This is a genomic window from Bradyrhizobium sp. CCBAU 51753 (genome assembly GCF_015291565.1).
Taxonomy (GTDB): Bacteria; Pseudomonadota; Alphaproteobacteria; order Rhizobiales; family Xanthobacteraceae; genus Bradyrhizobium; species Bradyrhizobium ivorense.
Genome location: NZ_CP030037.1, coordinates 2,691,980 through 2,714,026, shown reverse-complemented (window position 1 = coordinate 2,714,026; position 22,047 = coordinate 2,691,980). Strand labels below are relative to the sequence as shown.

25 protein-coding genes and 1 pseudogene are annotated in these 22,047 nt (G+C 60.8%); 4 read left to right on the top strand and 22 right to left on the bottom strand.

What is annotated here, in order from left to right:
* Positions 1–208: 208 nt before the first annotated feature.
* Positions 209–1,117, top strand: a complete 909-nt coding sequence (locus XH93_RS12085) for a TauD/TfdA family dioxygenase (protein ID WP_194456078.1) — start codon at positions 209–211, stop codon at positions 1,115–1,117.
* Positions 1,118–1,308: 191 nt separating this feature from the next.
* On the opposite strand, the gene XH93_RS12080 is transcribed toward XH93_RS12085, so the two are convergent.
* The 16 genes from XH93_RS12080 to XH93_RS12005 form a co-directional block, all read right to left on the bottom strand.
* Positions 1,309–1,548, bottom strand: a complete 240-nt coding sequence (locus XH93_RS12080) for a DUF2274 domain-containing protein (protein ID WP_194473671.1) — start codon at positions 1,546–1,548, stop codon at positions 1,309–1,311.
* Between the two features lie 4 nt (positions 1,549–1,552).
* Positions 1,553–2,761, bottom strand: coding sequence for a TrbI/VirB10 family protein (locus tag XH93_RS12075; RefSeq protein ID WP_194473670.1), 1,209 nt, complete (start codon positions 2,759–2,761; stop codon positions 1,553–1,555).
* A complete protein-coding gene (gene trbG, locus XH93_RS12070; RefSeq protein ID WP_194473669.1) occupies positions 2,758–3,792 on the bottom strand; it encodes a P-type conjugative transfer protein TrbG in 1,035 nt (344 codons plus the stop codon). Before trbG ends, XH93_RS12075 begins: the two co-directional genes overlap by 4 nt.
* Entirely contained in the window at positions 3,789–4,472 is a 684-nt protein-coding gene (gene trbF / locus XH93_RS12065) for a conjugal transfer protein TrbF (protein ID WP_139487256.1), read from the bottom strand. The genes trbG and trbF overlap by 4 nt, the downstream gene beginning before the upstream one ends.
* Before the next feature lie 91 nt (positions 4,473–4,563).
* The gene (trbL, locus tag XH93_RS12060) at positions 4,564–5,790 is read right to left on the bottom strand and encodes a P-type conjugative transfer protein TrbL (protein WP_194473668.1); all 1,227 of its coding nucleotides are present in this window, start codon (positions 5,788–5,790) and stop codon (positions 4,564–4,566) included.
* Positions 5,787–6,158 carry a putative entry exclusion protein TrbK-alt gene (trbK-alt, locus tag XH93_RS12055; protein ID WP_194473667.1) on the bottom strand — a complete coding sequence of 124 codons (372 nt, stop codon included), beginning with the start codon at positions 6,156–6,158 and terminating at the stop codon, positions 5,787–5,789. The genes trbL and trbK-alt overlap by 4 nt, the downstream gene beginning before the upstream one ends.
* The gene (gene trbJ, locus XH93_RS12050; RefSeq protein ID WP_194473666.1) at positions 6,158–6,886 is read right to left on the bottom strand and encodes a P-type conjugative transfer protein TrbJ; all 729 of its coding nucleotides are present in this window, start codon (positions 6,884–6,886) and stop codon (positions 6,158–6,160) included. The genes trbK-alt and trbJ overlap by 1 nt, the downstream gene beginning before the upstream one ends.
* A complete protein-coding gene (trbE, locus tag XH93_RS12045) occupies positions 6,883–9,324 on the bottom strand; it encodes a conjugal transfer protein TrbE (RefSeq protein ID WP_194473665.1) in 2,442 nt (813 codons plus the stop codon). Before trbE ends, trbJ begins: the two co-directional genes overlap by 4 nt.
* Positions 9,325–9,334: 10 nt before the next feature.
* On the bottom strand, positions 9,335–9,598 hold the full coding sequence (locus XH93_RS12040; RefSeq protein ID WP_139487251.1) for a VirB3 family type IV secretion system protein: 264 nt from the start codon (positions 9,596–9,598) through the stop codon (positions 9,335–9,337).
* Positions 9,598–9,879: a TrbC/VirB2 family protein gene (locus XH93_RS12035; RefSeq protein ID WP_244626578.1), complete on the bottom strand. Its 282-nt coding sequence runs from the start codon at positions 9,877–9,879 to the stop codon at positions 9,598–9,600. Before XH93_RS12035 ends, XH93_RS12040 begins: the two co-directional genes overlap by 1 nt.
* A gap of 46 nt (positions 9,880–9,925) precedes the next feature.
* Positions 9,926–10,840: a P-type conjugative transfer ATPase TrbB gene (gene trbB, locus XH93_RS12030; RefSeq protein ID WP_172627226.1), complete on the bottom strand. Its 915-nt coding sequence runs from the start codon at positions 10,838–10,840 to the stop codon at positions 9,926–9,928.
* 229 nt (positions 10,841–11,069) lie between these two features.
* Positions 11,070–12,398, bottom strand: coding sequence for a nitrate/nitrite transporter (locus tag XH93_RS12025; protein WP_194473664.1), 1,329 nt, complete (start codon positions 12,396–12,398; stop codon positions 11,070–11,072).
* A 132-nt stretch (positions 12,399–12,530) separates the two neighbouring features.
* A complete protein-coding gene (locus XH93_RS12020) occupies positions 12,531–12,956 on the bottom strand; it encodes a CopG family transcriptional regulator (RefSeq protein ID WP_194473663.1) in 426 nt (141 codons plus the stop codon).
* Positions 12,957–12,962: 6 nt separating this feature from the next.
* Positions 12,963–14,951 carry a conjugal transfer protein TraG gene (locus XH93_RS12015; RefSeq protein WP_194473662.1) on the bottom strand — a complete coding sequence of 663 codons (1,989 nt, stop codon included), beginning with the start codon at positions 14,949–14,951 and terminating at the stop codon, positions 12,963–12,965.
* 36 nt (positions 14,952–14,987) lie between these two features.
* Entirely contained in the window at positions 14,988–16,751 is a 1,764-nt protein-coding gene (locus XH93_RS12010) for a DUF3363 domain-containing protein (protein ID WP_194473661.1), read from the bottom strand.
* Positions 16,748–16,981, bottom strand: a complete 234-nt coding sequence (locus tag XH93_RS12005; protein WP_194473660.1) for a hypothetical protein — start codon at positions 16,979–16,981, stop codon at positions 16,748–16,750. Before XH93_RS12005 ends, XH93_RS12010 begins: the two co-directional genes overlap by 4 nt.
* On the opposite strand from XH93_RS12005, the pseudogene XH93_RS42300 reads away from it, so the two are divergent.
* The 3 genes and pseudogenes from XH93_RS42300 to XH93_RS11990 form a co-directional block, all read left to right on the top strand.
* A pseudogene (locus XH93_RS42300) lies at positions 16,875–17,699 on the top strand (transposase); the annotation flags it as partial. The gene XH93_RS12005 and the pseudogene XH93_RS42300 sit on opposite strands and share 107 nt — an antisense overlap.
* A gap of 6 nt (positions 17,700–17,705) precedes the next feature.
* Entirely contained in the window at positions 17,706–17,909 is a 204-nt protein-coding gene (locus XH93_RS11995; protein WP_194473658.1) for a transposase domain-containing protein, read from the top strand.
* A gap of 115 nt (positions 17,910–18,024) precedes the next feature.
* A complete protein-coding gene (locus XH93_RS11990; protein ID WP_194473657.1) occupies positions 18,025–18,249 on the top strand; it encodes a hypothetical protein in 225 nt (74 codons plus the stop codon).
* 163 nt (positions 18,250–18,412) lie between these two features.
* On the opposite strand, the gene XH93_RS11985 is transcribed toward XH93_RS11990, so the two are convergent.
* The 6 genes from XH93_RS11985 to XH93_RS11960 all read right to left on the bottom strand — a co-directional run bounded on the left by XH93_RS11985 (position 18,413) and on the right by XH93_RS11960 (position 22,047).
* Positions 18,413–19,102 carry a lytic transglycosylase domain-containing protein gene (locus XH93_RS11985; RefSeq protein ID WP_194473656.1) on the bottom strand — a complete coding sequence of 230 codons (690 nt, stop codon included), beginning with the start codon at positions 19,100–19,102 and terminating at the stop codon, positions 18,413–18,415.
* Positions 19,103–19,305: 203 nt separating this feature from the next.
* A complete protein-coding gene (locus tag XH93_RS11980; protein ID WP_194473655.1) occupies positions 19,306–19,818 on the bottom strand; it encodes a S26 family signal peptidase in 513 nt (170 codons plus the stop codon).
* Positions 19,815–20,279, bottom strand: a complete 465-nt coding sequence (locus tag XH93_RS11975) for a DUF2840 domain-containing protein (protein WP_139487239.1) — start codon at positions 20,277–20,279, stop codon at positions 19,815–19,817. Before XH93_RS11975 ends, XH93_RS11980 begins: the two co-directional genes overlap by 4 nt.
* A complete protein-coding gene (locus XH93_RS42295) occupies positions 20,276–20,467 on the bottom strand; it encodes a hypothetical protein (RefSeq protein ID WP_246799593.1) in 192 nt (63 codons plus the stop codon). The genes XH93_RS11975 and XH93_RS42295 overlap by 4 nt, the downstream gene beginning before the upstream one ends.
* A gap of 3 nt (positions 20,468–20,470) precedes the next feature.
* Positions 20,471–20,749 (bottom strand): AlpA family transcriptional regulator, encoded by a 279-nt coding sequence (locus XH93_RS11965; protein ID WP_075968518.1) that lies wholly within the window; start codon positions 20,747–20,749, stop codon positions 20,471–20,473.
* 977 nt (positions 20,750–21,726) lie between these two features.
* Entirely contained in the window at positions 21,727–22,047 is a 321-nt protein-coding gene (locus tag XH93_RS11960; protein WP_018270286.1) for a DUF736 domain-containing protein, read from the bottom strand.

Genomic DNA, 22,047 nt, shown 5'->3' with positions numbered 1-22,047 from the left:
TTCGACGAGAGTGATCGGCGATCAAGTTCCATCGTCACTCGGGCGAACTATCGGTTCAGTCCGATAGCTTGCGCCAAATATCGCGATCCGTTTAGCGCCCATGTGAGTCTACATGTTCGGTCTGGGTCCGTCGCATGGCACGATGCTTGCTGGAATCATTCGCTACCGAGAGGCGAGGAATACACTCCGAGGGGCTTGGAAAAACAACATGAGCACAACGGCTTTGATCGGTGACGTCATTTCAGGCACCGATGTTGTGAAGCGCGCAGCGCGCATCGGTGCCGAAGTCAAAAATATCAAGCTATCGGGCGATCTACCGGACCACACGATCGCCGCGATTAACAGCTTGTTGCTCGAGCACAAGGTGATCTTCTTCCGCAATCAAGGACATCTCAATGACGCCGAGCAGGAGCGCTTTGCCGCTCGCCTTGGAAAGCTAGTTCCCCATCCGATGCTCGGTCCTACCAAGGGGATGGCGTCGCTCCTCGAACTGGACTCCAGTCGCGGCGGCGGTCGCGCCGATGTTTGGCATGCGGATGGGACCTTCGCCGACGCCTATCCTAAAACTTTGGTCCTACGAGCCGTTGTAATGCCAACGTTCGGAGGCGACACCGTGTGGTCGAACACAGCGGCCGCTTATCTTGATCTACCGGCACCGCTACAGCGGCTTGCAGAGGAACTATGGGCCGTTCACAGCAACGTTTTCGATTACGCCGGGATCGCGCGCGTCCGCGAGGTCGACAAGAGACACTTTGACGAGGTGTTCACCAGAACGGTTTTTGAGACCGAGCATCCCGTCGTGCGCGTCCACCCCGAAACAGGCGAGCGGGCGCTGGTGCTCGGCGCCTTGGTGAAGCACTTTATTGGGGTACCCAAGTACGACGGACAAAAGCTGTTCGATCTGTTCCAGTCTCACGTCACCGCGCCCGAAAACACTGTGCGCTGGAACTGGCTAGAGGGAGATATCGCGATATGGGACAATCGCGCAACACAGCATTACGCGGTCAACGATTACGGCGACCAGCATCGTGTCGTACGTCGGGCCACGATCGATGGTGACGTACCCATCAGCGTAGATGGCCGGAGTAGTGTAACGCGCTTGAAGGTGACCGAATAGCTGCGCATCAACGCCCAGCGCTCTCGTACTTGAGAACGGAGAAACCTGGTTTCGCCGGAGTTCTTTCGGGCAGACGTGGGAACACACTTTCCGACACGATATGTCTGCTGTTGGGGCCAAACTCGGCGGCGCCTAGGTTTATGCACCGCAACTATTCAGCTTCGAGCGACAGCTTCGAGAAACCTTGGGCATCACCGTCCTTCGCCAGCGACCGGTACGTCGCCTCGACGTTTCAGTTTAGAAAACTCTCGATCCGTGGCCATAAAGCGCGCTAACATGGGGGCGATAAGCTTAGTCGGTTCGACGACTTGACCACCTTGAAGCGAAAGGACCTCTGCATATGCAATGAGATCACGATGCACGGCCGCCGGCAGCTCCGTACTCACTTTGACCGGCTTGTCGTCTGGAAGTGCTATTTTGAGTTTTGGCATGTTGTCACCCTCTATACGGCGTAACTATAAGGTCACGATTGACAAGAACACGAACCGGGAAACCAGGCCGCACGGTCAAAGTGGGCTGGATATTGAGACTGCGTCGAACCACCTGCTGTCCGGTTTGGTTTAGTGAGTCGGAGGCGCCATGTCGCAACGCCTGGATGATGCCGCTGTCGTTGCTATTGGTGTCCGAGCCAGCCCCTAGTTCGGTCCCGACCGCCAGAAACGTCGATAGTGCCGCAGCCTTGAATAGCTCTGCCCAGTGATTGTCGACTTGGTCTTCCAGACCCGCATACCCAGCGCTATCAGCGCCAGGCTGCCGCTCGAGAACGATAGAATGTCCATTCGGCATAATCAGCCGCGTCCAGACCAGTAGGACACGGGACTGGCCAAAAGTAACCTGACTATCGTACGTGCCGATCAGACGTGCTCCCTGAGGCACAAGCAGAAAGCGGCCGGTCGGCGTGTCAAAAACATTCTCGGTGACCTGCGCGGTAATTTGGCCTGGCAGGTCCGATCGGATCCCGGTAATCAGGGCTGCCGGAATGACCGTCCCAGCCTGCACGATATATGGTGAAGCCGGCTTGGTGATGCGGTCAGGGCTGACCGTGCGACGGTCTACAGAAGCGTTCACGAAGGCAAGCTTTCGGTCTTGACGGTTCTGCGCAAATCCGTCGTCGCCAGCGCTCGTTAAGTTCGGCGACGCGACGCGGTCACCTCCAACAGCCGCAGCGGCAGGCGGACGTCCTTCTCCCTTGGTCGCAGCGAATAAATGGCTAATGCGGGCTTCCTCGGTCTCCTGGTCCCGGCGCTGCTGTTCCGCATCAGCCCCGATCGCCGGCGACTGGCCTTGGGCAGCAAGGATTGGCCGACCGAGGTCGCCAGGGAGTGGCGGACCAAGCTGCGGGATTGGCTGGCGTGGAACACCAGCATAGTCCTTCGGCAACGTCGTAAGGCCGTCGGCAACATTGTGATGGTCAGTGCTGTAGAGTTCATCGGCCGCCTGGTTTCGTGGACGATTGTTCTGCAGCGACCACAACACTGCTCCGCCGATGACAAGCAGGGCAACCGCGCTCCCTCCAGCCAAAACCTTCCTCGACAACCGTGTCACGCGCGGATGCTCCGCTCTCAGTCGGAAGCTTTTGGACTGCTCCTCTTGTGTCTCCGGGGGATCTGCTTGCTCGTGATCGTTTCCACTCCGGCTGTTCATGACGACGGCCTCCCGTCGGTCCTGACAATCCTGACCTTTTGCTGGCGCTCGCCGCCGAGCCGCAGCTCAGCTGCTGCAAACAGCCGATCGACGATCAACACGTTACCGTAGGCGCGATAGTTGACGAGCTCGGTCTTCCCGTCAGGGCCGATGACAAAGAGCGGTGGCATCTCTCCCTGGACGATACCTTTAGGGAATTCGACGTAGACCTTGCGGCCATCGTCGTATGCGGCGAGCGGCCGCCAGGATGGACTGTCCCCTTCAATGGCATAGCGGGAGATACGCTGCGCTGGATCCGGAAGAACGGGTCTCAGAGCGACTGAACGTGATCGTTCGCGCGCTGTTTCGGGATAGTACCAGGCAATAGACGGCATATATGGCCGCTCGCGGGAGCGGAGCTCAATCAGGTAGGTGCGCCGGTCGGTATTGACAATGAGGTTGGTCTCGATCGATGCGCGGGTCGGCTTGACCAGAATATGGACGCGTCGCGTATCGCCGCTCCCGCTCTCAGTATCGCCTACGACCCAGCGTACAGTATCTCCGGCCGCGATGGGCCCTGATCCCGTCAGTTGCTCTCCCTCCTCGAGCGCGATGTCCGTGATCTGCCCCGGCGCGGCATAGATCTGATAGAGCGCCCCGGGACTGTAGGCGTAGATCTGCGCTGCATTGAAATATCCCCGCTTGCGCGGTTCGACCCGGGCTGCGCTGTTTGCCGTCTCAACCCGGCTCACAGGTTCGGGCTCTTCCTTCCCTCCTGACTTGCCGCCGAGAGCCGGCTTCCAGAGCGGCGGAACGTGAAGCGGTCGCGACTTGTCGTCCAGAGGCGCTGGCGGCGCCGGCATCGGAAGGATTTCCGCGTCATAGCTGATCTGTGGCGGTATGTAGGTCGCGCACCCACCGAGCGCCGACGAACAAAGCAGAAGAGCAGATAGAAATGCTCGCTTCGATGTCACGAACTTGTACCAAGTCGCATTGAACTTACTGTGTACGATAGGACGCTTCGAATAAGCGTCAGACGGGGTCTTGGTCACTGACTCAACTCCTTTGACCAGTTGATGGCACGGACATAGACGCCAAGGGGATTCTTGCGCAGGCGTTCGGCATCGCGCGGCATCTCGATCACGATGGTGAGAATTGCAGTCCAGCGCTCGGTCGAACTCAGCGAGCCGTTATCGTAGGTGCGTTGGATCCATGCGATCCGAAAGCTTTCTGAAGACGCGCGAATGACGCTCGACACGTCGACGGAGATTTGCGCCTTACCCAGTTTGGCAAAAGGGTCATTGTTACGCGCGTAGTCGTTGAGCGCAGCGGCGCCGCGATCAGTTGTAAAATCGTATGCCCGGAGCCAGTTTTGGCGCAGAACAATGCCGTCGGCCGGAAGGCCCCTGACATCCTCGATAAAGCGCGCCAGATGGTAGGCAATCTGCGCATCAGTGGGTTGATAGTCAATGTTGGCCGGCGCGACCCTTTGGGCCTGGCCAAGATGGTCGACTTCGACCACCCAGGGTGTGATCGAGCCTTGATTCGACTGCCAGACAAGCTCACCAGCGAGACCGGCTGACAGCATCAAGCAGCCAAATGCCATCAGGCGCCAGTTCTTGGCTTGCACGCGCGCTGATCCAATGCGTTCGTCCCAAACCTGAGCTGCTTTCTGATACGGTGTGACCGCTGCGGGCATGCGCCCGTAATGAACGGAAGTTCGTTTGAACATCGATGTGCCCCTGGTATCGAGTGATCGGTTTCAAGTCGTGCGATGGAAGGGTTTGAGGCGCTGCTGTGCGGCGTAGGTGCAGTGGTGCGCCTCAGCGCTCTCCTTCGGACAAATCGACGGAGGAGCCGCTGCCACCGTGATCGCCCGAGCGGACGGCGTGGCCGGCAGCCGAAGCACCATGCCGAATGGTCTGAGCACGCTTCATCCGGCGCGCCCAATCAGGCTGCCCTTCGGCCGAGGTGGTCGCGGCCTGTTCGCCCGCTTGCTCACCTCGGAAGGCAACTGCTGCGCGACGCAAAGGACTCATGGCGGCCGAAGCGCCAGCTTCTGCGACGCCAACAAGGCCGCCGCTTCGATAGGCGGCTGATGCTCCGCTTAGGACAGCGCCGCCACCGCGCGCGGCGCCTGCAATCGCGCCACTAGTGAGACCAGCACCACCGGCCGCGACACCAGCACCTGCCGCAACAAGCCCGCCAGCAGCCAGCCCCGTTCCAATCGCCGCACCGGCGCCGAGCTGCGGTCCGCCGGATACCAGGCCGTTTGCAATACCCGGACCGAAGATACCGAGGCCCAGCAGGGAGAGCGCCGCGAGCACTAGCGTCATTGCGTCTTCAATGGTCGGCTGAGCGCCTCGGAAACCGGAGGTGAACTGCGAGAACAGGGTCGAACCGATGCCGACGATGACAGCTAGGACCAGAACCTTTATCCCCGAAGATATTACGTTGCCCAGGACCCGCTCAGCGGCAAAAGCGGTCTTGCCAAACAGACCAAATGGAATGAGCACGAAGCCGGCCAGCGTCGTAAGCTTGAACTCGATCAGGGTTACGAAAAGTTGGATCGCCAAAATGAAGAAGGCGAGCAGCACCACGACCCATGCGAATAAGAGAACGATGATCTGAACGAAATTCTCGAAAAAGCTGATGTAACCCATCAGGTTCGAGATCGAATCGAGCAGCGGTCGGCCGGCATCGAGTCCGACTTGTGCGACCTTTCCCGGCCTCAGGAGATCGGATGCGGACAGGCTTGCACCCGACGCTTTCAGCCCAAGGCCGGCAAAGCTCTCGAAAACGATGCGCGCCAGGCTGTTCCAGTTGCCGATGAGGTAGGCAAAGACGCCCACGAAGAGGGTCTTCTTGACGAGCCGCGCGATGATGTCCTCGTCAGTTCCCCAACTCCAGAACAACGCAGCGAGAGTGATGTCGATCGCGGCGAGTGTCGTCGCGAGATATCCAACGTCACTGCCCAGCAACCCGAATCCGTTATCGATATAACGCGTGAACGTTTCCAAGAACTGGTCGATGATCCCGGTACCCGTCATGGCTTGCTCGCCTCGGGTGTTGCCGGTTGCGGATATGCTTGCGGGATCCGGCTCTGATCTTTTGGGGCGGGCGCCAGCCTTCTGGCGGAATCATTCTGGCCAGGGTCTGCTGGGCCGGTTCTTTTGCCAAAGAAGCGACGCCGGTTTTCGTCCCAAATCTGCTTGCAATGCCGAAAACCCGCTGTTTCCTCTAGCGTGACGCCGCGGCAGCGTGCGAGGTCGAAGCTCGCTGCATCGGTCCCCTGCTCCGCCTTCGGTGCCGACCGAGACTCGTCTAGTCCGCGTAGCTGAATCGTGCAGGCAGCGACGGCCACTAGGCCGATTGTCGTAAGCAGCGATAGCGCCTTGAATGCCTTTACGTCGGTCATCAGTGAAACATCTGTACATTGGAGGATTGATAGCCCTGTCCTGGTGTCAGGAAGCGCTTGAGCTGCTCTCGACCCTGATCCTGGGCCGCAGCGCGCTGCGCCGCTTCGAGGCTCTGCGCCCTGCCCTGCGCCGCCACGGCCGCCGTGAGATCGGCAAGTTGATGCGCTTGAAGCGCGAGAATCTGATTGCCAGCCTGCGTTGCCTGCAGGGCGCCAGTGGCACCCTGGCTTGACGTCACGAGCGCGGATGTCTGGATGCGATTGGTGTCGAGGTTACCAACGATGCCGGCTTGGACGCGAAGCGCGTCTTGCGTTGCGGCATAGGAATTTTGCCATCGCGCTTGAGCGTTGGCGACCAGCAACTGGTTCGACTGGTTGCTGGTGGCTGGCGCGTAGCTGGTCGAGAAGGCGCGATCGATTTCCTGGACGTCGTAGGCGATGCGCTGGGCCTGCGCCAGCAACTGTTGGGTCCGCTGAATCGAGGATATCAATTGCTGCAGCGACGAATAGGGAAGGTTCGCCAGATTCTTCGCCTGATTGATCAGCATCTGCGCCTCGTTCTGCAACGAGCTGATCTGGTTGTTGATCTGCTGGAGCTCCCTCGCAGCGGTCAGGACATTCTGAACGTAGTTGTTGGGATCGAAAACGATCAGCGCCCGTGCGGGGATCGCAACGCCAACCGCCAGCGCAGTGGCGCCGGCTGCGGCCAATAGGGCAAGACGCCTCATGGCGATTTCTCCAGATTGACGAGATTGGGAATCAGATCTGTGGCCCAGGCGACGCCACAGTGCTGGAGCCAGGCCGGCACGAAGCCGTCAGGTCCATGTTCGGCGAGGAGCTGCGCAATGGCAGCTTGGTCTGTCTTGGAAGAGGCCGTGGTGAATGCGAGCGCAACCTCACCAAGCCCGAGTTCGAACATCCGGTTGCCGCGGCGGGACTGGCAGTAATAGTCGCGTTTTGGCGTTGCCCGACTCAATAACTCGATCTGGCGGTCATTGAGGCCGAAGCGGCGGTAGATGGCGGTGATTTGCGGTTCGATCGCCCGTTCGTTCGGCAGCAACAAGCGAGTTGGGCAGCTTTCGATGATCGCCGGCGCGATCGCGGAGCCGTCGATATCCGAGAGCGACTGGGTGGCGAAGATGACGGATGCGTTCTTCTTCCGAAGCGTCTTCAGCCATTCCCGGAGTTGGCCGGCAAAATCCTCATCATCGAGCGCAAGCCAACCTTCATCAACAATCAGAAGTGTCGGACGGCCGTCGAGACGGTCCCCGATGCGATGGAACAGGTAGGCCAGCACGGCCGGGGCTGCGCTCGTTCCGATCAACCCTTCGGTTTCAAATGCCTGGACCGACGCTTCGCCAAGGCGCTCGAATTCGGCATCGAGCAGGCGCCCTGAGGGACCACCCAGGCAATAGGGTTGCAGGGCACGTTTCAGGGAGTTGGATTGGATGAGGACTGACAGGCCCGTCAGGGTGCGTTCCTGCATCGGCGCCGAGGCGAGAGACGTCAGCGCCGACCACAGATGATCCTTGACCTCCGGGGTGATCTCGATCTTTTCCCGTGCCAGGATCGCGCAGATCCATTCGGTGGCCCATCCGCGCTCTGAAGGATCATCGATCCAAGCCAGCGGCTGCAGCGCGACGGGCCGATCACTTCCGTCAGACAAAGCGCCGCCCAAATCATGCCAGTCGCCGCCCATGCCGAGCGCGGCCGCCCGGATCGAACCACCGAAATCGAACGCAAAGACCTGAGAGTTCGGGTAACGGCGGAATTGCAGTGCCATCAGAGCGAGCAGTACCGACTTGCCGGCCCCCGTCGGTCCGACCACAAGGGTATGGCCGACGTCACCGACGTGGAGGGAGAATCGGAACGGGGTCGATCCCTCGGTCTTGCCGAACAGGAGAGGCGGACCCTTGAAGTGCAGATCCCTCGCCTCGCCGGCCCATATGGCGGAAATCGGAATCATATGGGCGAGGTTGAGGGTCGAAACCGGCGGCTGACGCACGTTGGCGTAGACGTGCCCGGGCAGACTTCCGAGCCAGGCTTCGACAGCGTTCACCGTTTCGATCATGCAGGTGAAATCGCGGCCCTGGACGACCTTCTCGACCAGCCGCAGCTTTTCATCGGCAGCACTAGGATCGCCGTCCCAGACCGTGATAGTCGCCGTGACAAAGGCTTGTCCGATCTGATCGGACCCCAATTCCTGCAACGCAGCATCGGCATCAAGCGCCTTGTTGTGGGCGTCGGTATCGAGCAACGCCGACGCCTCGTTCGTCATGACCTCCTTGAGAATGGCGCCAATCGACTTTCGCTTGGCGAACCACTGCCGCCGAATCTTGGTCAGCAGCTTGGTGGCGTCGGTCTTGTCGAGCATGATCGCTCGGGTCGACCACCGATAAGAGAATGGCAGACGATTCAGATCGTCTAGGATTCCCGGAGTCGTGGCACCCGGAAAGCCGACAATCGTTAGGACCCGAAGATTGGCTGAGCCCAACATCGGCTCCAGCCCGCCGGTCAACGGCTGGTCGGCCAAGAGCGCATCGATGTACATGGGAATTTCGGGCACCCGAACCCGATGACGCTTGGTCGAGATCGTCGAGTGCAGGTAGGTCAGCGTGTATTGATCATCGAGCCAGGCGCATTCGGGCATGAATCCTTCAACGAGTTGAAGCACGCGGTTGGTTTGATCGATAAAACCACGGAGTACCTCGCGAGCAGCGGCCCCAACCGCGCGGTCGCGACCCTCGTAAAGCAGTCGCTCTGCCTTGGCGGCTCCTTCCTCGGGGGGCAGATAGAGAAAGGTGAGGAAATAACTGGACTCATAGTGGGCGCCCGCCTCTTCAAACTGAGCTCTGCGCTCGGCGTCGACCAGTGCGGATACGACATCCGGAAATGTGCTCGGAGGATAGGCCCCGGCAAAATGGCGCTGCGCCTCGACGAATACGGCCCAGCCTGTTCCGAGGCGGCGCAGGGCGTTGTTCAGACGGCCGGCGACGGCGACAAGTTCAGCCGGCACCGCACTGTCGAGGTCAGGCCCCCGGAACTTTGCTGTCCGTTGAAACGAGCCGTCCTTGTTCAGGATGATTCCCTCGTCGACTAGGGCGGCCCACGGCAAGAAGTCCGCAAGACGCGCGTTGGAATGGCGGTATTCGGCAAGGTTCATCATGGTAGAGAGCTCAGGCGTTGAGATGGCCGGGAATGCGAAGGTGTCGGCGCACGACGTCGACAAAGGCAGGATCGCGCTTGGCTGCCCAGACGGCGGCCATATGGCCGATGAACAAGAGGACAAGGCCCGCGATCCAGAGCCGAAGTCCGAGCCCCAGGGCTGCGGCAAGCGTGCCGTTGACGATCGCGACCGACCGTGGCGCGCCGCCCATTAGGATTGGCTCAGTGAGCGCGCGATGAACGAGCACGACAAAGCCTGTGACCGGTTCATCCATCAGATCACCACGCCGCCGCCGAAGGAGAAGAACGAAAGGAAGAAACTCGAGGCGGCAAACGCGATCGACAGACCGAACACGATCTGGATCAGCCTGCGGAACCCACCCGACGAGTCTCCGAACGCGAGCGTGAGCCCAGTTACGACGATGATGATGACGGCAATAATCTTGGCGACAGGCCCCTCGACCGACTGCAGGATCTGATTGAGTGGCTGTTCCCACGGCATGTTCGATCCGGCAGCCCATGCCGGTGCTGACGCCAAAAGAAGCGTCCCGGACATGGCCAGTGAAGCGGCATCTCGACGAAAACGAAATTGCGGACGCATGTCAGTCTCCTGCTGATGAAAGGTCGTAGTCGCCGGCGGCCCCTAGCCCGGTAACGCGGGCAAGCTCAGCGAGGCGACGGTCAGCGCCGCGCCCCGCAAGCACAGCAACGAGGTTGATGGTCTCAGCGATCAGGGCGCGCGGAACCGTGATGACGGCTTCCTGGATGAGTTGCTCGAGCCGCCGCAGGGCACCGAGCGCGGTGCCCGCATGAATAGTGCCGATGCCGCCGGGGTGGCCGGTGCCCCAGGCCTTGAGCAGATCGAGTGCTTCGGCACCGCGAACTTCGCCGACTGGAATCCGGTCAGGACGCAGTCGCAGCGACGAGCGAACGAGGTCCGATAGCGTGGCCACGCCATCTTTGGTACGCAAAGCGACGAGATTGGGCGCTTTGCACTGAAGTTCGCGGGTATCTTCGATCAGCACGACCCGATCAGACGTCTTTGCCACCTCGGCCAAGAGCGCATTCGTCAATGTTGTCTTGCCGGTCGATGTCCCGCCGGTGACGAGGATGTTCTGGCGTGAGGCGACTGCGCTTTTCAGGATGTTGGCCTGTTCCGGGGTCATGATCTCTTTGGCGACGTAGTCATCCAGCGTAAACACGGCGACGGCGGGCTTGCGGATAGCAAAGGCCGGTGCCGCAACGACCGGGGGCAAGAGCCCCTCGAAGCGTTCGCCGGTCCCAGGCAATTCGGCCGAGACCCGTGGCGCGCCGGCATGCACCTCGGCGCCTACGTGGTGCGCAACCAGACGAACAATGCGCTCGCCATCCGCTGCGGACAGAGTTTCGCCTGTATCGGTCAGGCCATGCGACAACCGGTCGATCCACAGCCGTCCATCTGGGTTGAGCATTACCTCGATGATCGATTCATCCTCGAGGTATCCGGCGATCGCTGGGCCAAGCGCACTACGCAGCATTCGCGCACCGCGCGAATTCGCCTCCGATTGAAAGGAATGGATTGCCACCGTTGCCCTCACCGAATGAGGGCGTCCACAGAGGGCCCCTCAGATGGGGACGATTAGAAAAGGCACCAATGGACTTGGCGCAACAAGCGCTTTCGGCGATCGAAGACTGGCGTAGAAAAAGAAAGATTGAGAGGCGATATTTGACGCCCACTCAATCGTATCGTTCCCTGCGAGTTGCTGCTCACCACTCCGCATCGTCATCCGGAGGCAGGAGGATGGCCGAATTCTCGTACAAGCCAACTGACTCGACAGGTTCGAAGGCGCTAGCCGACATCGCGAGAGAGATTGAACCCACCCATGACGCAAAGGACCGGAACCAAGGCAGCGCGAACCAGAGCAACGTCGCGATCTGCAGCGCTACGTTGAGACCGAACGCTACTTGATAGGCTTGGACGGGCCTATGGCCATCATTCGCAGACCATTGCTCCAGGATAAGACCTGTCGCGTATTGTGCCAGAAACGCCCAACCAAAGTGCAAGACGTTCAAGGCACCGTTGGCACGACCGGCAAGCTCCGGCGGAAAGTAATCTGCTATCACCGCGAAGCTGACTACAGTTGCCGTTCCGACAATTGCGACAACAGACCATGGCAAGATAGATGGCAGAGACGCTCGCAGAATCAAGGCAAACTCGGCTGCGATAAATAGTACCGCAACCATCGCCAATATTGTCTCCGCCCCGATTCCCCTTCGTTTGACGCAATGGACTGTCATACCGAACAACCAGGCACCAGCGCTAAGTACGATCGACATAATGAAAAGCTGTCTCACGAGACTTGCGCGATCAAACCCCTCTACGTCAGTCAGCCATGGCGATGCCCACAATCCCTGCAGAGACCAAGCCGATCCAATGCAAGTCGCCGACAACGGGGCCATTCGCCAAAAGCGCCGATCACTGAAAACGGAGCTCAGGGTGGCGGAAGCCATTGATGGGGCTACGCTTCGTTCAGGCACCACGAGATAGATGAGAATGGCCGTCGTACCGGTCGCGATTGCCAGAATCTCGAAGAGCTGCCGCCAGCCCATCAAAGTCAGCAGGTATTCGACGGGAGCCGTCGCAGTTACCGCTCCTAGCGACCCCAGCATGATCATATAGCCGTTCAGCAAGGCAACTCGTTCCCTAGGGAACCAAAGGATGATCGACTTCAGTCCTGCGGTCAGTGCCGCCGCTACGCCAAGCCCGATCATTGCGCGCGCGATCAAAAGCGACAGGAAGCCAGTCGATACCGCAAACAGTCCGCCGCCCACTGCTGCGAGCAAGAGCAGAACGCTCTGGACGCGCCGCGGACCAAAGTGGTCCAACAATAAGCCGACGGGGATCTGGGCCGCCGCGAGAACAAGAAAATAGACTGACGTAAGCAACCCGAGGTCGGCAGTTCCAAGCCCGGTGTCCGAGCTGAGATGGCTGGCGATCAGAGCGTTGATCGTTCGAAACAGATATGAGAGATAGTACCCAGCTGCAAAAGGAAGAAAAACGCGCGCGATTCGACGCCATGCCGTTGAGATTTGCATGCTGGCCCCTTTGCTCTCAGCTCACCCGAGCCGATAGCGCGTCCAGCTTTTGTCAGTTCGGTTAACTCGCGGTGGTAGTAGGCTGGCGTAGAAAAAGAAAGAGCGGCGAAATGGTCCATCGACATGGTTCAATCAGCCTTCTTCGGCCGATTTCTGACGGCGGATATCTTCTGGAATCTCGCGCAGAAAGCTTTGCCCCTTTTGCAAGCGACGCCCGAGCGCCTCGACAAATCCCTCAAAGCGCTCCCTTCCCTTTGCTTGGGCGGCCGATTGCGCATCGTTGGGCAACGGTGGCGTGATCGTTAGCCAAAAACGAATGAAGAGGGCCAAGGTCTCGGCCGTCAAACCAACGTCACGTTCCAGCCTCTGCATCTGACGGGAAAGCCGATCCAGACGACGGGTAAATGCTGCCTCCCGCCTGTCCTCTCCATCCGGTGACAGAAACGAAGCGACGGCCGCTTCCACGATCGCAGACCGCGAAAGCTTTTTGCGATCGGCGAGATCAGAAATCTGCCTCAGAAGCTCGGGCGGGAAATAGACGTTCATCCGGTCGCGCATATTGCCTCAGAGCTCCATACCGTCATTCGGGTCCAGGGCGACTTGACGGGCGACACCGCGCATCTGTTGGCGTATGAGCCGGGACTGACGGACCGCATCCTCGTCATCGTCAAGAACGGCGGCAAATTCTTCTGCCGGTGTCGGTTCGGTCGTCTCCTTGGCGATCGCGATGTGATCGGGGAGTTCCGGCTCACGACGGAGCCCGCTGTTCGCCGTGTCTTCGTCGGCCTCCGCGGCCTTGTCGGTTGGACCTCCCGTCGGCTTCGGCGCTCCGAGCGCTGACCATCCGTCCGTTCGCGATGATCGGCCGGCCCTTGCCGGATCGGGCGGCGGCAGAACCCGCTCGGTGAAGCGCTGATCCTCGTAGTAGCGGACCTTCTTCGCCCGGATCGGCGGCGTGCCCGCCACCATGACGATCTCGTCCATCGGCGGAAGCTGCATGACCTCGCCCGGGGTCAAGAGCGGCCTTGCCGTCTCCTGGCGCGAGACCATGAGGTGACCGAGCCAAGGGTTCAACCTGTGACCAGCATAGTTCTTCATGGCCCGCATCTCGGTCGCTGTGCCCAAGGCGTCGGACACCCGCTTGGCAGTCCGCTCGTCGTTAGTCGCGAAGCTGACGCGGACGTGGCAGTTGTCGAGGATGGCGTTGTTGGGCCCATAGGCCTTCTCGATCTGATTGAGCGACTGCGCGATCAAGAAACTCTTGATGCCGTACCCCGCCATGAAGGCGAGCGCGGATTCGAAGAAATCAAGCCGCCCCAGCGCCGGGAACTCGTCAAGCATCATCAGGACTCGATGCCGGCGATCGCGAGTGTGCAAATCCTCGGTCAGGCGCCGCCCAATCTGATTCAGCACCAAGCGGATCAATGGTTTGGTTCGTGAGATATCCGAGGGCGGCACCACCAGGTACAGCGTTGTGGGGCGGCCATCTGCGATCAGGTCGGCGATCCTCCAGTCGCAGCGGCAGGTCACCTGCGCCACCACGGGATCGCGGTAGAGCCCGAGAAACGACATTGCGGTAGACAGAACGCCGGAACGTTCATTCTCCGATTTGTTGAGAAGTTCGCGCGCGGTCGAGGCGACCACGGGATGAGCGCCCTGCTCGCCGAGGTGCCGAGCGGTCATCATCGCCTTTAGAGTGGCTTCGATCGGCCGCTTCGGGTCGGAAAGAAAAGCTGCGACGCCGGCCAAGGTCTTGTCTGCCTCGCTATAGAGGACATGGAGTATGGCGCCGACCAGAAGCGAATGACTGGTTTTCTCCCAATGGTTCCGCTTGTCGAGCGAGCCTTCGGGGTCGACCAGGACGTCGGCGACGTTCTGGACGTCGCGAACCTCCCATTCCCCGCGCCGGACTTCGAGGAGCGGGTTGTAGGTCGAGGACCTTGGATTGGTGGGGTCGAACAACAGGACGCGGCCATGCCGCGAGCGAAAGCCCGCGGTCAGTTGCCAGTTCTCGCCTTTGATGTCGTGGACGATAGCCGAGCCCGACCATGCCAGCAATGAGGGGACGACGAGGCCGACACCTTTGCCCGACCGGGTAGGTGCAAAACACAGTATGTGCTCCGGTCCGTCATGGCGGAGGTAGTCGCGGTCGAGTTTGCCAAGCACAACGCCATCCGGACCGAGAAGTCCGGCCGCTCGAACCTCTTCGGCATCAGCCCAGCGCGCCGAACCATAGGTTTCGACGTTCTTGGCTTCACGCGCGCGCCACACCGACATGCCGATCGCCACCGCGATCGAAACGAAGGTCCCTGACGCCGCGATGAAGGCCCCCTCGACAAAGATTTGAGGCGCGTAGGCGTCGTAGACGAACCACCACCAGAAGAAGACTGGCGGGTAATAGATCTTGAAGCCCAATAGTTCGAACCAGGGCCGCCCAAGCTCCGGTTGCCAAGCGAGCCGCCAGGCTGTCCACTCGGTGGCTCCCCAGATGGCCAGCAAGACGATCAGGCCGACAACGATTACCTGTCCCCAGAGGATTTTGGTTCCGGACATCCCGAACGCCCTTCCGCAACTGAATTGGAGAGATTGCTAGAGACCGAGGTCGCGCTTGCGGCCAAGGCCCCATTCGATGCCGCCGCCGTCCTTCACGACGCCGGTGACGTGCTGGCCGAGCCTCTTTTCGAGTTCACGCGACCAGGGCACGAGCTGGAAGCCGAGCCCATTATCGATCATGACGAATCGTCCCGAGGTCAGCGTCAGCCGCTGGCGATACGTGCCCGCCACCTGCGCCCCGGACGCGGCCTTCATGTGAGGTAGACCGGTGTCGGCCGAGATTTTTGTTGCCACCTCCTCGAGTTCGCGTCGGCGTAATGTGTTCAGGAGGTCTCGCTGCAAGATGACGCGTTGGCCTTGCCGCCGAGCCAGGCCCTCCTGAACCAGATGTTCGGTCCGGGCTTCCATGGCATCGCTGGTCTCACGGCCGAATCCGCCCATGGCGAGCGGCATCGGATCGCGTTCGACGAGCCGGTGGTCGAGCCAGGTCGCGCCCTTGGCGGTGACCTGCGCCCCAAGATCGATATCGGAACGGGGCGCGAGCACCAGGGTGGGACGCGGATCGCCGGCTTGACCGAAGCGTCGGACTTCGACGATGCCGCCGACCGGTGGCGCATGTTCGAAGGCCTCAAGCCCTCGAAAGCGCACGTGGTGAGCGCGTCCGTCTGTTCCATCGATCGTGGCATAAGCCTCGCCGGTCAATTCGTCGTGCAATCCACGATCGACCAGTCGTCCGATAATCTGGGATGTCGGCTGTCCGCCGTCGATGACGAAGTCGGCAACGCCGCGCGCTTCCCCGCGCTCGGTAAAGGCACGGTGCATGGTCTTGATGATATCGCCGCGCATGCCGAGGTCGCGCAAGCTACGCTCGGCCTCGAGCCCTACCATCCATTCCCCTGGTGCGGCGGATGCGGCCAGGCCCATCTTCTCCAGTTGTTGAAGGCGACCGACCATCAGGCGCCGGATCCCGGGATCGGAGCTGCCGGGATTCTCTGGGCGAAGATCGATAGTGCCGGTCTCGTCTGCCGTCAGCCGGATCTCTCGATCGAGCCGCGTCCATCGTTCCGCCGTGACTTCCCTCTCCAGCGAATTGCGGATCTCATGCTCCGGTTTTGGCCCCAGTTCGATGGCGACCAGTTCCTCGGCGCGTGAGCGCAGTCCCCTGCTGATGTAGTCGCGGGAGATCACGAGATCCGCCCCTTCCTCATCTACTCCGCGAACGAGAAGATGGACGTGAGGGTTATCGGTGTTCCAATGGTCGACAGCCACCCAATAGAGCCGCGTGCCGAGATCGACCTCCATCTGCGTGGCAAGATCGCGGGTGAAGGCCTTAAGGTCCGTCATGGCGCCCGCATCCTCGGGTGAGACGATGAACCTGAAATGATGCCGGTCGTCCTTGCACCGCTCTGCAAAAGCCGCGCTATCGGCGCGGTCGCCACCCGCATCAAACATCTCGGCCCGCTCACCACCCCGAGTCACGCCGTCGCGCTTCAGATATGAGAGGTGGGCGGTCAGTGGTGCTGAACGGAAGGCTCGCCCCTTATGCTGAACCACGCGCGCCTTCACCACAACGCGCCGCGTCGGGCTGAACAATCTGGCGCGGCTGAAGGCGAGGCGCCCGCGGCCAAACGTCGAGCGCCCATAGGCCGCCGAACGCCTGCCGGCCACAGCCTGCCCAGAGGTGTGCCCTGCTTTCTTCGCCGCCCGCAGCACCTGGTTGATGAAGCTCTTCGGCTTCGGCGCGCGCGTGCTGCGAATGCGCCCAGGCCGAATACGCAGGTCGCTATCGGCTGCGGTCACAGGCGGCCCTCCAGGCGGGCGAAAGCACCTGTAGTGCCGAAATTGTCCTTGATTGCATTGTTAAAAATGCAAGGCGCGGCACGCGCCGCGACCGACCGGCACGCCAGAACCCAAGCCAAGTCAATGGCTTGCGGTTCGACCGGCGAGCCCCTTTTATCTCGCCCTCTCAATCGGGCGTTCAAAGTCAACTCATTCCTACGCTTTTCTTTGACTCTTCGCACTTCAGCCATGACAGCGCTCCCTGCATCGACAACGGACAGACGTCACCAGACCGCGCTTGTGATCGCATTCACTGGCCGAGGTCCATGCGTTCCTTCGCGTTCAGCACTTGGACCGTCGCATGCTCTCAGGTTGGTAACCAGGGCTGTCCAAGGAGTCCGGCGCTCTCGTCCTCGAGCCTGGGGTGCACCAAGCCCGAACGGCTGGGTGTATGCCCGCGATCAACGGAGCTGGGCTGGGCCTGAGCCGCCGCCTGCAGTTTATGTGTTCGCGCCCGACCCAAAGGCGGAGCGCCCGACGGCGCATCTGACGCACGTCAACGGCGTTCTGCACATCGACGGATACGCGGGATTCGATCGGCTGATTGACACCGGAAACATCACCCTCGCCGCGTGTTGGGTGCACACCGGGCGCAAGTTCTACGAGGTTGCGCAGTCCGAGGACACGCAAGTCGCGCACGAGGCCCTGCGGCGTATCGCTAGCCTCTATGCCGTCGAAGTGCAGCTGCGTGGTCAATCGCCGGCGCGTCGGCTGGCGCCGCGGCGCGCATTCGCCAAGCCGGTCGTTGACAGCCTTCGCTTCTGGCTGGAGGTGCAGCTTCCTCAACTGCCCGGCCGCGGCAATCTCGGCGAAGCGATCGGTTATGCACTGTCGCGCTGGGATGGATAGACCCGCTTCCTCCACGAGTGCTGCATCGAACTTGACACGAATCCCGTCGACCGGGCGATCCGACCCGTGGTGTTCGGACGCAAAAACAATCTCTTCGGCGGGAGCGATGGCGGTGGGGAACGATGGGCGATCCTCTGCTTGCTCATTGAAACGTGCAAGCTCAACGACGTCGAGCCTTACGCATACCTGCGCGACATGCTGCAGCGCATGGTCGACGGGCTTCTGCCGTGGAAGGGGAGCCCCGCGGGACTCGCCGCAGGCACCGCCTGAGCAAAGCCAGACTATCGCTAAATGACGAACAAGAGACCGCGGGTGATTGCAATCGTCGTGCGTGGTAACGATATTATAGGACGTTCCAAAATTGCGGTGTGATGGGGTTAGAGAGATGACGCAGTCGTCCCGAAACGGGGCAGATACCAAGCTGCTCTCCGAGGCCATTGCGGCTCTTCGTGAGTTGGTTTCACGCACGCAACACGCCATAGACGAGTCGTTCGACGACGACCATTCGGTTGATGTTTGGAAGAGCGAGGAACTCCGTGCCACGATAGATCGGGCCGAAGCAGTGATCGCGAAGGCGGAAGCTGCCATGGCTGCGTCCCGCACAGAGTAGGAGTTATGTGACTCGGAGTATTGCCACGTAAGGCCGTTAGGTACGTCAAGACCCGACGTCATGTGCGGCCCCCCGGACGCATACCGTCGTGTTGCAACCAGTCCCGCTCTCAGACCGTTTTCCTGGCTGAACCACGCGATCGCTTCCCAAGCTGCACAGCTGATCATCGCCCCGCTCCCGAGTTCGACCGGGCGACAAACACGTCAGTGGCCTTGGGGACCATCTGCAAAACATCTCGCGACGAGATTGCAGTTGTTGCGCCGCTCCAGGACAGGAACGCCGGCTTCCGGTCGCCCGCCTTGACCAGGTCAGTCCGCCCGACGAACAGCGTCGCAGTTGCTGATGGCTGCTGGATCGCGGCCCGGGTCGCCGGCAGTTCGATGCCAAGCAGATTTGCAAGCTTTGCCACATATACTCGCGTCTCGTCTGACAAAGGACCGCCCGCGAGATGCCTGTCGTAGCAAGTTGGCCCCGCGTTGTACGCGGCAAAGGCCCCGGGCGAACCATAGCGGTCCAGCAGTTCGCGGAGATATGCCGTGCCGGCCAGAATGTTGTTGCGCGGATCGTAGGGATCGCTGCCGAGCTGATAGCGTTCGCGAAGTTCCGCCCAGGTCGCCGGCATGATCTGCATCAGGCCGATTGCGCCCTTTCGCGACTTCGCGTGTACGTCACCAGCACTTTCGATGCTAATGACCGAACTGATCAAGTTCACCGGAACTGCAAAGCGCTTTGACGCTTCGTAGACGAAAGCTGCAAACGGGTTGCTCGTCTGAGAGACCGCTCGAACCGCAGTCGATCCATTCACGCTCTGACCAACACTATGCGAAGCAGTCAACATGAGCAGCAGTGGCACGACAGCCCAAACACGCATGCCTGGTCGAACCAAAGATGCCGTGCTCACGCCCGTCCAGCGTAAAGCTGCTTCACGTCGGCCATTCGGCCGCCTTGGACCGCCGCCGCACGCCTCGGCTTTGCAGACAATGATCGGAACGGAGGAATGGTCCCCCAATCGATCGCACAGAGGAATGGCGTGGCGCCCACATGAAACCCGCACGGTCAGTCCTCCCATGTCCACAGCGGGATGGCACGGCCGATCACGGCCGAGGCCGGAAGAAGTCCAAAATATCGGCCGTCAAGGGAATCGTCCGACTGCCAATTCATGATAAACAGCTCGCCGTCTCCGACGATGCGGCAACCCTGCCATTTCGGCAGCGGCCGGCCGTGTCCGTCGCGATCCCGCGCCTCGCCCATTGCAATGTCGTCGACCGAAATCGCGAGTCCGCTTCTGCAGACCGTCTGCCCGGGCAGCGCCAAGATTCGCTTGAGCATGGGGACGCCAAGCGGCAGATAGCCGTTGAAGTCGAGAAAGGTCGCAAGGGGTTCCGGCGGCTGAACGACGACCAGCTCCGTAACAAAGAAGCGCTTCGCTGGTCGTAAGCCATAGAGACCGATCGGCACGCTTGCCGATGCATTCCAAATGTAGAGCGGCAGCGGCTCCAGAGCGATCGTCGCGACGAGAGCGGCAGCAACGGCAAACGTCATGGTCAGCGTCAACAGGCGGCTCGTCATCGCATCACCCTTTGACGATGGAGCCAAGCCTGATGGCGGCCCTTCGTGTAGGGACGCGGGTTTTCGTTGACGGACAGGCGATTGTGAACGTGATGCCAATGATCGGGCGCTACATCAGCCGGATCGATGCCCAGCGCATCGATCGCGTCGATCATCTGCAGCACCCGTTCGACCTTTGGCCAGCCGGAGAGCCGCAGCAAAATCTCTCCGCCCGGCGTCACATAGGGCACGGTCGAGCAGCGCTGTCCCGCTGCGACTGCGCGCAAGATGTCGATCCGCGAAATGACCGTACCAAAGTCATTGGAGGTCCAACGGACAAAGGCAAAGATGCCGCCAGCTGCAAATGACAAGATACGCCGGTGGCGATCGAGCTTCCGTTCCTTGACAATGCGACCGAAACGAACGCGGTTTTCAATACGCTTTTCGAGCCACAGCACTTCCACTTCGGTGAGATCGCTCATGCCGCCGCTCCCTGAAGCTCGAACTGGGAACTTTGTACTTTGGGCTTGGTGAAGCGGATGTGCCGCGTCTGAAGGTCAGCAGGACTGGCGATCCGGCGCGGCGCGAGATCGCCAGGAAGCGCACGAAACAAGTCAAGCTGCTCACGCTCGGAGCGGCGGTGGTGTGCTGGGAATTTGCTGACGGACATGGCTTAGCGCCGCTCTTTACCCGCATAGGGGATTGGCGCATGCCGCTTTGCGGGCAGTACGGTGCCGGCACCGGGATCGGAGGTCGATTTCTTCCTGCCCAGTTTGGCCCAGGCTGTCAGGTCGGCTACTGAGTAGACTACACGCCCGCCGATCTTGTGGTATTCCGGACCGGTTCCGTACGTTCGATGTTTTTCCAACGTGCGGCCGGACAAACTCAAAAAGCGGGCGGCTTCGGACGTGCGAAGGTACCGCGGCGGCTTATCTGTGTTCAGATCGGACATCTGAAAAGCTCCGTGATCGTCTGGAGCGCGAGCGAGGTTCGCCGCGCGTCGACGGCCACAATCGAGGAGCAGTAGTGCTTAGGGGGATGCCGAAGATGACAGGGTCATTTTCGATACCCCTACCCTACGGAAGACCTGTTCGTTCTCGCGCGCCGACCGCGGAAGCTTGCGATAGCGCGCCGCGCATCAGCGCGATGCCCGCTCTGCAACCATCGGATCGTTCGATTGAGCGGATCATGCCTCTTGCATGCGCGATTGGGGATGCGCTGCTTGCCGAACAGCACTTCGGCGATGATGCAACAGCTGCTACCGGCAGTGCGCCTCGAGCGCGCGGACAGTGCCTGTCAGACGCTCGCGCCTGCTATTTGGACAATTGATGGAAGGTTGACCCCGGCGCGCGTCAGTTCATCGTGCGCCAGAGTAGCTGGGCTATATATGCCCGTGCGTCGCCATCAAGGGCTGCATATGGCCAGCCGACCACTGGCAGGTTTTGGACCGGATGCGATGCTCGACCGAACCGATGCACAGCACCGCATGCCGGCCGTCAGGCGTGGGATGCAGCTGGCCGGCTGGGACGCTGACCGGCGAGTAACAGCCTATGCGGTTGCCGCGACCAGGGTCGGCCGCGCTCAAAGCGTTGCGACAGATGATAACGTGTTTGGACACGATCGGGAACGATCGTTCCAATTCCATAGCTCCATGGATCTCAAAGAGATCGTGACTGTAAACCCGGGTCCGAAACGCCACGATCTACAAATGACAGGAGGAGATGACCGAGCGAGCGGGTTTATGCGCCCGTTACGACGGAGCCATCGAACCGCGGCGCTGTCTCAGCAAGCGTCGCCGTGCTCGGACAATTTGATGAAGCACGGGCATCGAACCGGGATCCGCTCGAGAGGCGGCGCGGCTTCGTACGCCGCCTCTGGCTAACCGCGACGCGCCCCGCCAGATGAGCGGGGCGCAGCACTCGGCTCAACTCACTCCCCGTTCTTGCGCGGGCGCGACCACAGCAGCGTATAGCCCTCGCCGCCTTCGTCGTCGAACAGGTTCGCGTAGATCGGGGCGTTGAACGAGGGGTCGTCGAGCTTGAGCGAGAGGTAATCGCGCCCCTCTTCGGAGCGCTTCGACCAGGCTGCGCCGATCTCGGCCCGGCCCACATAGATGCGGTGGCTCGGAGCGTTGTCGTTGGAGCGGTTGGTCTCGGCGACGATACGGACGCCCTTGGCTTGCAGGCTCAGGGTGACGATCTCGCCCTGGAAATCGTTACCCAGCTTCTTGAAAGAACCGATGTTAGCCAT